The 8840-nt window shown below is 69.0% G+C and carries 9 protein-coding genes and 1 pseudogene; 6 read left to right on the top strand and 4 right to left on the bottom strand.

The genetic code is table 11. The features are described 5' to 3' along the window. Window positions 1-37: 37 nt before the first annotated feature. The 3 genes and pseudogenes from VJ162_RS10305 to icd form a co-directional block, all read right to left on the bottom strand. Window positions 38-1354: pseudogene (locus tag VJ162_RS10305) on the bottom strand (TrkA C-terminal domain-containing protein); the annotation flags it as partial. After that, window positions 1351-2583 carry a potassium channel family protein gene (locus tag VJ162_RS10300; protein ID WP_324664037.1) on the bottom strand — a complete coding sequence of 411 codons (1233 nt, stop codon included), beginning with the start codon at window positions 2581-2583 and terminating at the stop codon, window positions 1351-1353. The gene VJ162_RS10300 and the pseudogene VJ162_RS10305, both read right to left, overlap by 4 nt. Window positions 2584-2824: 241 nt before the next feature. Continuing rightward, a complete protein-coding gene (gene icd / locus VJ162_RS10295) occupies window positions 2825-4087 on the bottom strand; it encodes an isocitrate dehydrogenase (NADP(+)) (protein WP_324664036.1) in 1263 nt (420 codons plus the stop codon). 173 nt (window positions 4088-4260) lie between these two features. Between icd and VJ162_RS10290 the strand changes: the two genes are divergently transcribed. Together VJ162_RS10290 and map are read left to right on the top strand one after the other, a co-directional pair. Then, the gene (locus tag VJ162_RS10290; RefSeq protein ID WP_324664034.1) at window positions 4261-5112 is read left to right on the top strand and encodes an isoaspartyl peptidase/L-asparaginase; all 852 of its coding nucleotides are present in this window, start codon (window positions 4261-4263) and stop codon (window positions 5110-5112) included. 75 nt (window positions 5113-5187) lie between these two features. Next, window positions 5188-6084: a type II methionyl aminopeptidase gene (gene map / locus VJ162_RS10285; protein WP_324664032.1), complete on the top strand. Its 897-nt coding sequence runs from the start codon at window positions 5188-5190 to the stop codon at window positions 6082-6084. Window positions 6085-6256: 172 nt separating this feature from the next. On the opposite strand, the gene VJ162_RS10280 is transcribed toward map, so the two are convergent. Continuing rightward, window positions 6257-6454: a DUF7835 family putative zinc beta-ribbon protein gene (locus VJ162_RS10280; protein WP_324664031.1), complete on the bottom strand. Its 198-nt coding sequence runs from the start codon at window positions 6452-6454 to the stop codon at window positions 6257-6259. Window positions 6455-6691: 237 nt separating this feature from the next. Here VJ162_RS10280 and VJ162_RS10275 point away from each other — a divergent pair, with 237 nt between their 5' ends. Genes VJ162_RS10275 through VJ162_RS10260 form a run of 4 tightly spaced genes read left to right on the top strand, consistent with a single transcriptional unit; the run spans window position 6692 to window position 8839 of the window. After that, the gene (locus VJ162_RS10275) at window positions 6692-7249 is read left to right on the top strand and encodes an HIT family protein (protein ID WP_324664029.1); all 558 of its coding nucleotides are present in this window, start codon (window positions 6692-6694) and stop codon (window positions 7247-7249) included. A gap of 24 nt (window positions 7250-7273) precedes the next feature. Then, window positions 7274-8188: a cation diffusion facilitator family transporter gene (locus tag VJ162_RS10270; protein ID WP_324664027.1), complete on the top strand. Its 915-nt coding sequence runs from the start codon at window positions 7274-7276 to the stop codon at window positions 8186-8188. 51 nt (window positions 8189-8239) lie between these two features. Beyond that, window positions 8240-8401 carry a hypothetical protein gene (locus tag VJ162_RS10265; RefSeq protein WP_324664026.1) on the top strand — a complete coding sequence of 54 codons (162 nt, stop codon included), beginning with the start codon at window positions 8240-8242 and terminating at the stop codon, window positions 8399-8401. Window positions 8402-8449: 48 nt separating this feature from the next. Continuing rightward, window positions 8450-8839: a DoxX family protein gene (locus VJ162_RS10260; RefSeq protein ID WP_324664025.1), complete on the top strand. Its 390-nt coding sequence runs from the start codon at window positions 8450-8452 to the stop codon at window positions 8837-8839. Window position 8840: the final 1 nt, after the last annotated feature.

Raw genomic sequence — 8840 nt, 5'->3', positions numbered from 1 at the left:
TTGAGCGTTGTGCCACCGCGGCCGGTCAGTTCCGCGCGTCCCCGTCTGTCGGTCCGGTGTCCTCGTCCGCCGGTTCCGCGACGCTGTCGTCGGACGCATCGACACTGTCGCCGTCCCCGATGAGGTCGCCGTCGGTCGTGTCCTCGTCGGTCGCCGGCTCCTCGGGTGGCCGAACCCGGCCCGCAGCCGTCTCGACCCGTCTGAGCGCCTCCGGTGTGGCGATGGCGTAGATGACGTCACCGCCGTCGAGCACCCTGTCCCGCGAGGGAATCGGCTCCGGCGGGCTGTCGGGCCGCGTGATGGCCGCGACCGTGACCCCGAGCTCGCCGATGGGCGTGCCGGCGAGTTCGCTGCCCGCGGGGACGGTGATAGTCCCCATCGTCTCGTCGGCGGCCCGGAGCAGCGAGGCGAACTCCCGGTCGGGCCGGTCCTGGACGGGGAGCGTGACCAGCTTGTACTGCTTGTTCGGGTCGAGCTTGGGCGTGTCGGCCGCGTCGATGGCGACGGTGACCACGTCACCCGCGACACCGCGCAGTTCGCCGGTCACCACCCGCTCGGCGGGGTCGGTGTCCCACACCTGCACGAGGTCGCCCGAGCTGGCGGCGTGAGCCGGGTCGGCCCGCACCGCGACGGCGTTGGTCGCCGGCGGGAGCGTGGGGCCGATACCGGCCGCCCGCGAACCGACGGCGATGTACTCGACGGTGCCGTCGTCCTGGAGTTCGAGGTCGACGTGCCCGACGCCGTAGTCGGTCTTGAGCCGGCTGACGAGCCGCTCCCGGAGCTCGGTCTTCGTCAGCCGGCGGGGGAACAGAAACCGCTTGCCGGCGAGCGTCTGTTTCGTCTCCTCGGGCATCGGGTCGTAGCCGACGATATCGTCGACGTCCTCGGGCAGTTTCACCGAGGTGACCCGGCCCACTGTCTGGACGATTTCGCTCACGTCCGCGTCGACGGTCCGGCCGCCGGTCGCGGCAAAGAGGTCCGTCCCGACGGCGTCACCGACCCGGATGCCGACCGAGGAGCCGGCGGCCCCGAGCGCGAAGGCGCCGAGGTTCGGGAGCACATCGCCCGCCTGGAGGATAGCCTCCTCGGCCTGTGGGTCCGAGATGACGGCGCCCAGCGCCCCGGTCGCCCCGACGTACACCGAGACGACGGTCAGCCCGAAGAGGACGCCCAGGCCGGTCGGGACCTGCTCGCGGACGTACCAGCGGTAGACGAGTGCAACGAGGCCGGCCGCGATCGCGGCGGCGAGGCCAACGCCCACGAGCCACGCCGCAAGCAGTATCGGGTCCTCTATGGTCGGGTTGCGCTGGAACTGTCCCAGCTGCAACGGCCCGACCGCCGCGCCGACGCTCATGCGACCACCGCCTCGAAGCTGTCAAGCGCGTCCCTGGTCCCGACGACGTACAGCTCCTCGCCGGCGACGAGTTCGGTGTCGCCCCGGGGCGCGAGCCGCCAGCCGCCAGGTTTCCGGACGGCCAGTACCGCGATGCCGTGGGTCTCGCGGACGCGCGCCGCACGGAGCGTGCTGCCGGCGAGTTCGCTCTCGGCGTCGAGGGTCAGCCGTCGGAAGCGGTTGCCGGCGCGGCGCAGCAGGGAGATGAGCTCGTACTCGCGGCGGGTCCCCCGAGGTTCGACGACCACCTTCGCGCTGTCGGCCTGCAGGAGCGGTCCCGCGTCGGTCCGGTTCACCGCGACGGTCAGCCGGCCCTCGCCGCCCGATGTCGTCGGTGCCCGCACGGCCGGCGGCGGGCTCTCGGTGTCGGCCGGGTCCGGTGTCGCCGGCGTCTCGACGGCCTTCTCGGTGTCTTTCTCAGCGTTTTTCGTCCGTCCGCTGACGACGGTCCCCCGGACTTCGGCGTCGGGGGTCAGCACTGTCACCTCGTCGTTGCGCGCGAGCCCGGTCGGGAGCAGGGCGTCGACGGACACCGCGTGGCGTCCGTCGCTGATTCGCTTCGAGAGCCCCGAGAACGGCGGCGCGGCGGTGATGGCCGCCCGCCCCTTCTCGTCGATGCTGACGGCCACGTCGCCGAGGTCGAACTCCGTCTTCAGTCGCTCTTCCAGCCGCGCTTCGAGTTCGCCGATGCGGAGGTCGACGGGGAAGGTCCACTCCCCGTCCCGTATCTCGGCCCGCAGCGGCTCGGGCAGGGGCGGATACCCCTCCATGTCGGCCACGTCGCCGGCCGCGCGGATGCGGACCTCGTCGCGCCCGCCGACCAGCTCCACGACGTCAGCCGAGAGGCGCTTGTCCCGTAGTCCCCGAAGCGAGAGCCGCCGCGGGAACTCCGCACCCATCTTGTCGCCCTTGCTGTGGGCATACAGCGACACCATCCCGACCAGGAGGATAGCGGTGACGACGCGCTCGGCGTTGGGGGCCGACGTGATGGACTTGTCGGCAAGCGCCAGCAGGCCGCCGCTGACGCCGGCCAGCGCGATAGCCAGCACGACGACACCTAACCCGGGGATGGACACCCCGGTGAAGTACTTGAACGCAAAGCCAAGCGCCCAGGAGACAAGCGCCGGGATGACGCCCACGAGCAGCCCCAGATAGATACCGAGCAGGATCTCGACCGGGAGGGAAGCCATGTGCCCACGGAACCGTCCGGACAGTAAAGTGTTTGCGACGCGGCCTGTGGTGGCAAAGCCCCCGTGTGGCCCTCAGCGGCCTGTCTCACCGTGTGTCCTCGCCAGGCGGCTGGGCCAGCGTCGGGCGCGGCGGCCGGGCTATGGGGCGTGACAGCGAAAAAACGGGTGTCGGGAGATCGCGGCCGCGAAGGCCTGCTCGATTACGCGAACGCCTCGTCCCGTCGGCGTCGGGAAACTGTCCTCAGGACAGCTTCTCGATGTTCTCGACCACGGCGTCGGCGTACTCGGAGGTCGAGAGCTTCTCGCCGCCCTCGATCTGCCGTTCGAGGTCGTAGGTGACCTTGCCGCTGGAGATGGTCTCCTCGACGGCGTCGCGCACGAGCTGGCCGGCGTCCTTCCAGCCCATGTACTCGAGCATCAGGCGACCCGACAGAATCATCGCGGTCGGGTTGACCTTGTTCTCGCCGGCGTACTTGGGGGCCGAGCCGTGGACGGGTTCGGCCAGACAGCGGGCCTCGCCGAAGTTCGCGCCGGGGGCGATGCCCAGGCCGCCGATCTGTGCGCCGGCGGCGTCGGACATGTAGTCCCCGTTGAGGTTCATCGTCGCGATGACGTCGTACTCGTCGGTGCGGGTCAGGAGCTGCTGGAGCATGTTGTCGGCGATGCGGTCGTTGACGACCAGCGTGCCCTCGGGGGCCTCGCCGTCGTACTCCTCCCAGAGCTCGTCCTCGGTGATGACTGAGTCGTCGTACTCCTCTTCGGCGACCTCGTAGCCCCAGTCGCGGAAGGCGCCCTCGGTGAACTTCATGATGTTGCCCTTGTGGACCAGGGTGACCGAGTCGCGGTCCTCCTCGATGGCGTAGTCGATGGCCTCACGGACCAGCCGCTTGGTCCCGAACTCGGTGATCGGCTTGATGCCGATGCCGACCGGGCCGTCGTGGATGGTCGAGTCGTAGCCCATGTCCTCCTCGACGAACTCCTTGACCTCCTGGACCTCGTCGGTGCCGGCCTCCCACTCGATGCCGGCGTAGACGTCCTCGGTGTTCTCCCGGAAGGTGACCATGTCCATCTCGCCGGGGTTCTTCACGGGGGAGGGGACGCCGTCGAGGTGGTAGGTCGGTCGGACGTTCGCATAGAGGTCAAGCGTCTTCCGGAGCGCGACGTTCAGCGAGCGGAAGCCGGCGCCGACGGGGGTCGTCAGCGGCCCCTTGATGGCGACGTTGAACTCCTTGATGGCCTCGACGGTGTCGTCGGGGAGGTTCTCGTCGTACATCTCGCGGGCGCTGGAGCCGGCGTAGACGCGCATCCAGGAGATGTCGCGGCCGGTGGCCTCGGCGGCCGCTTCGAGGACCTTCTGGGCGGCCGGACCCACGTCCGTCCCGATACCGTCCCCGTGGATGATGGGGATAATCGGGTTCTCGGGAACGTCGAGTTCGTCGTCGTCTGTCACTTCGATCTGCTGTCCCTCGTCCGGGACATCCACCTTGTCGTAGTCGTAGCCCATATCGCGCCTGATGATAGTTGTCCCTAAATGATTGCCGTTTTTCTATAAACTTGGTAACGTACACCACCCGAGGCGAGGCGGTATTATCCGGCGGCGTCGACTATCGCTTTCGGTTCTCTCGGGGGGACTGAGACGGGGAATATGTTTTCCGTCCGACAGTCGAACCGGACAGTATGCACGTGGCAGTCCACGGTGGCGCCGGGAGCACGTCCGAGGCACCGGCCGACCGACAGCGGACACTCGCCGACGCGGCCACGGCCGCAAGCGGCGCCGACGCGCCCCTCGACGCCGTCCGCGAGGCCGTCCGCCCGCTGGAGCGCGACCCCGCGTTCAACGCCGGCATCGGCGGTGCGGTCCAGAGCGACGGCGTCGTCCGCACCGAGGCCGGCGTGATGACCGACGACGGGGTCACTGGGGCCGCGGCGGGGCTGACGGGCGTGGCCCGCGCCGCCGACGTGGCCGCTGTCGTCGCCCGCGAGACACCCCACCTGCTGGTGGCCGGCGACCCGGCGGTCGAACTGGCCGCCGCGAGCGGCATCGAGACGGGCGCGGAGCTGCTGACCGACGGGACGCGACGGCGCTACGCGGAGGCCGACCCGCCCGACCGTGGGACCGACGCCCACCTCGACTGGGTCCGGGCGCACTTCGGCGGCACCGACACCGTCGGCGCGGTGGCGACCGACGGCGAGCAGATGGCGGCGGCGACCTCGACTGCCGGTCGCTGGTTCGCGCTGGCGGGCCGCGTCGGCGACGTGCCACAGCGGGGGGCCGGCTTCTTCGCCGACGGCCGCGGCGGTGCCAGCGCCACCGGCGAGGGCGAGGCCATCGCCCGGTTCGGGCTGGCCCGGCGAGCGGTCGAACTGCTCGACACCTTCGGTCCCCGGGAGGCGGCCGACACGGCTATCGCCGAGTTCGAGGCCGAAACCGGCGGGCGGGCCGGCGTGCTCGTGTTGGACCACGCGGGCCGGGTCGGCAGCGAACGCAACACCGCCGTGATGCAGACGGCCCGCGAGTCGGGCGACTGACACGCCGTCCGAAACGTCGGGCTCGCGCCGGCCCGATGGAAATTCATTTGCCGGCCACACCCGAACCAGTCGGATATGAGTGATGTGGACTTCGAGGCCGAGCAGTACGAGAAGTGTCGCGAGGCCGGCGAGATACTCGCGCAGGTGCGCGACGAGGCGGCCGAACGCGTCGAGGTGGGCGTCTCCCACCTCGAAGTCGCCGAGTGGGCGGAGAACAAAATCCGGGAGCTGGGCGGCGAGCCCGCCTTCCCGGTCAACATCTCCATCGACGAGGAGGCCGCCCACGCCACGCCCGAGCGTGACGACGACAGCACGTTCGGCGAGGAGATGGTCAACCTGGACATCGGCGTCCACGTCGACGGCTGGCTGGCCGACACCGCGGTGACGGTCGACCTCTCGGGCCGGGACGAACTGGCCGACGCCTCCGCGGAGGCGCTGGACGCGGCCCTCGACGTCGCTGGCCCGGGCGTCGACGTGGGCGAGATCGGTGCTGCGGTCGAGGACGTCATCGAGGGGTATGGCTTCAACCCCGTCGTCAACCTCACCGGCCACGGGCTCGGTCACTGGGAGCAACACACCGCGCCGAACATCCCGAACCGCGAGGTGGCCCAGGGGGCGACACTGTCGCCGGGCGACGTGGTCGCCATCGAACCGTTCGCGACGGACGGCCGCGGCAAGGTCAAGGAGGGGGCCAGCGAGGAGATATTCGCCTTGGAACGGGAGGGGTCGGTGCGGGACCGCAACGCCCGCCAGGTGCTGGACCAGATCACCGAGGAGTTCAAGACCCTGCCCTTCGCCGCCCGCTGGCTCGACTCCCCGCGGGCGAAAATGGCGCTGCGACGGCTCACCCAGCAGGACATCGTCCACGGCTACCCCGTCCTGAAGGAGGAAGACGGGAAATTCGTCAGCCAGAAGGAACACACCGTCATCGTGACCGAAGACGGCGTGGAAGTGACGACACGGTCGCGGTAGCGCGGTCAGTTGTCCGGGCGCCGGAGGCGCCCGGTTCGCGGGACCGAACGGAGTGAGGGCCCGGTTTTTCGCCCACGTTTTTCGAGGAGTGGTCCGCGAGCACAGCGAGCGTGGCTCGCGGTCGCGAGACGTATTTACGGTGCGCAAAGTGCACCCGAATCGGAAAACGGTGCTAGGCGTTGTTCATCCGCGTGCTCGTCGTCGCGCCACAGACCTGGCACTCGCTGACCCGGTACGGCTCGCGTGAGAACTCGGCGTTCTCGGATTTCGTGCTCTCGGTCTGTATCTGGACGCTGACCGCGTGGGGCGTATCCCGTCCGCAGTCCGAACACGTCTCCGACATATCGACCCCGTCGTTTGTCGTAGCCATTCTACCTGATACTCCCCGCGATAACTGCATAAAAACCCGATACCGTTCCGGCCGTTCAGACCGTTTATCGCCGGAAAGAAGGCGTCCGTGACGGGCGGCGGTTGCCGCCCTCGACAGCGCGTTTCGGCGCCGTTCTCACCGCGTGATATTCGGTTCAGGAGCGTGAACGGCCGATAGATTTAAATATGAGCTATGCTCGGTCGAAGTCGTTTTGCACCGGGGCCCGGAGCCACGTGTATGGACAGCGTCTTCGCGCCGTGGCGCATCGAGTGGGTCGAACGGGACGAAAAGAACCCCGACGCCGACTGTGTCTTCTGTGCGTTCCGGGACGACGAGGCCGACCGGGAGAACCGTGTCGTCGCCCGCAGCGACCACGCGTTCGTCCTGCTGAACAACTACCCGTACAATCCCGGGCACGTGATGGTCATTCCCCACGCCCACACCGGGGAGTACGGCGCCCTCGACGACGAGACGCTGCTCGACCACGCCCGGCTCAAACAGCGGGCCTTCGACGCGCTGGAGCGGGGGCTGGGGCCCGACGCGTTCAACGCCGGGCTGAACCTGGGCGGGAAGGCGGCCGGCGGCTCCATCGACGACCACCTCCACACCCACGTCGTCCCGCGCTGGGACGGCGACACCAACTTCATGCCCGTGGTCGGGGACACGCAGGTCATCGTCGAGGCCGTCGACGACAGCTACGACCGGATACGCGACGCCTTCGCCGAGCAGGACGGCACCAGCGTCCCCGGGCCCGACGCCGCCGTCCGGGTCGAGGCGCCTCCGAAGGGGCTTTAGTCGCCACCGACAACTCCAGGGTAGATGTCTCGCCGCGGCACACTCCGGCGGGTCGGGCTCCTCGTGCTGGGTGTCAACCTCGCGCTGGTGGCGCTGAAAGGCGCCGTCTGGCTCGCTACTGGGAGCCTGGCCATCCAGAGCGAGGCGGTAAACAGCGCCGCCGACACCGCCTACTCGCTGGTCATCGTCGCGGGGCTCTACCTGACGACCCGCCCGCCCGATTTCGAACACCCACACGGCCACGAGCGCATCGAGCCGTTTGTCTCGCTGTTTGTCGCCGCGGGTATCTTCGCCGCGGGCGGTATCGTGCTCTTTCAGGCCGGCCGGGCGCTGCTCTCGGGCACTGTCGCCGTCACGCAGGGGCCCTACGCCGTCGGCGTGCTCGTGCTCTCGGCGGTCGCGAAGTACGGCCTCTACCGGTACTGTCTCGCGGCCGGCGACGACGCCAACTCGCCGGCGCTGATCGCGACGGCGATGGACAACCGCAACGACATCCTGACCGCCGGCGCGGCGCTGGTCGGTGTCGTCGGCGCGTCGGCCGGCTACCCGCTCGCGGACCCGCTGGCCGCTGTCGTTGTCGCTGCCGGTATCCTCTACACCGGCTACGAGGTCGTCCGGGACAACGTCGCCTACCTCGTGGGCGCCGCGCCGCCCGAGGACCTCCGGCGGGAGATTCTCGAACGCGCCTTGGAGCACCCACAGGTGCGGGGCGCCCACGACGTCATCGCCCACTACGTCGGCCCCGAAATCGACGTGAGCCTCCACATCGAGGTCGAGGGCGAGTTGACGCTGTATGAGGCCCACGACATCGAGACCGAGGTCATCCAGTCGATACAGGCGCTGCCGGAGGTCGACGACGTGTTCGTCCACGTCGACCCGAAGGAGCTGGGCGAGTGGAAAGACGACGACGAGGTCGAACGGCTCGCAGACCTCGAATGACACCCACGGGTGTTTCCCGCTTCGGCCCGTACGTCTGGGAACATGGCACATATGACAGCTGAGCTCGACGACGGAACCGAAATCAAAGGCATCGAAGAGGTCGTCGAAGGGTCACACGGCGTCCATCTGAAAAAGGAGGTCAAGAGCAACAGCGTCGAGCGCATCGCCTACATCCCCTACCCGAACCTGGTCTACGTCTATCACGACCAGTAGCGTCGTGGCGAGCCGGATTTTATTACCAGTGCCGCCCTGTGTTGTGACATGACAGACGACACCGGCAGTGACAGCGCGAAATCAAGCGTCGGGCGGCTCCTGTTCGGGCTCGGGCTGGCACTCCAGGCCTCCGAGGACTTCCGGGACATGGACGACACCGTCGAGTACGCCGAGTCGGCGGGGGTCCCGTTCCCGGACCTGCTGGCGCCGATGGCCTCGGGGATGATGCTCGTCGGCGGGCTCGGGGTCGCGTTCTGGCGCCTGCCCCGTGTCGCGACCGGCGCGGTCACCAGCTTTCTGGCAGTGGTGACTCTGACGATGCATGACTTCTGGAACGCCGACCCCGAGGACCGCGACGGCGAGCGGTTGGCCTTCTTTGGCAACCTGGCGATGTTCGGCGCCGCCGTCGCGTTCCTGCGCGAGGCCTGGCGCTCGTAGT

Source organism: Haloarcula sediminis, from assembly GCF_035656455.1.
GTDB lineage: Archaea > Halobacteriota > Halobacteria > Halobacteriales > Haloarculaceae > Haloarcula > Haloarcula sediminis.
The sequence above is the reverse complement of the archived record's forward strand: the minus strand, read 5'-3'. Positions and strand labels throughout refer to the sequence as shown.

Bases quoted from the DNA above. Each gene is read 5' to 3' on its own strand.
- map (WP_324664032.1), top strand. From the start codon at position 5,188: ATGAGTGATGTGGACTTCGAGGCCGAGCAGTACGAGAAGTGTCGCGAG.
- VJ162_RS10280 (WP_324664031.1), bottom strand. From the start codon at position 6,454: ATGGCTACGACAAACGACGGGGTCGATATGTCGGAGACGTGTTCGGAC.
- VJ162_RS10300 (WP_324664037.1), bottom strand. From the start codon at position 2,583: ATGGCTTCCCTCCCGGTCGAGATCCTGCTCGGTATCTATCTGGGGCTG.
- VJ162_RS10265 (WP_324664026.1), top strand. From the start codon at position 8,240: ATGACAGCTGAGCTCGACGACGGAACCGAAATCAAAGGCATCGAAGAG.
- VJ162_RS10260 (WP_324664025.1), top strand. From the start codon at position 8,450: ATGACAGACGACACCGGCAGTGACAGCGCGAAATCAAGCGTCGGGCGG.
- VJ162_RS10270 (WP_324664027.1), top strand. From the start codon at position 7,274: ATGTCTCGCCGCGGCACACTCCGGCGGGTCGGGCTCCTCGTGCTGGGT.
- VJ162_RS10290 (WP_324664034.1), top strand. From the start codon at position 4,261: ATGCACGTGGCAGTCCACGGTGGCGCCGGGAGCACGTCCGAGGCACCG.
- icd (WP_324664036.1), bottom strand. From the start codon at position 4,087: ATGGGCTACGACTACGACAAGGTGGATGTCCCGGACGAGGGACAGCAG.
- VJ162_RS10275 (WP_324664029.1), top strand. From the start codon at position 6,692: ATGGACAGCGTCTTCGCGCCGTGGCGCATCGAGTGGGTCGAACGGGAC.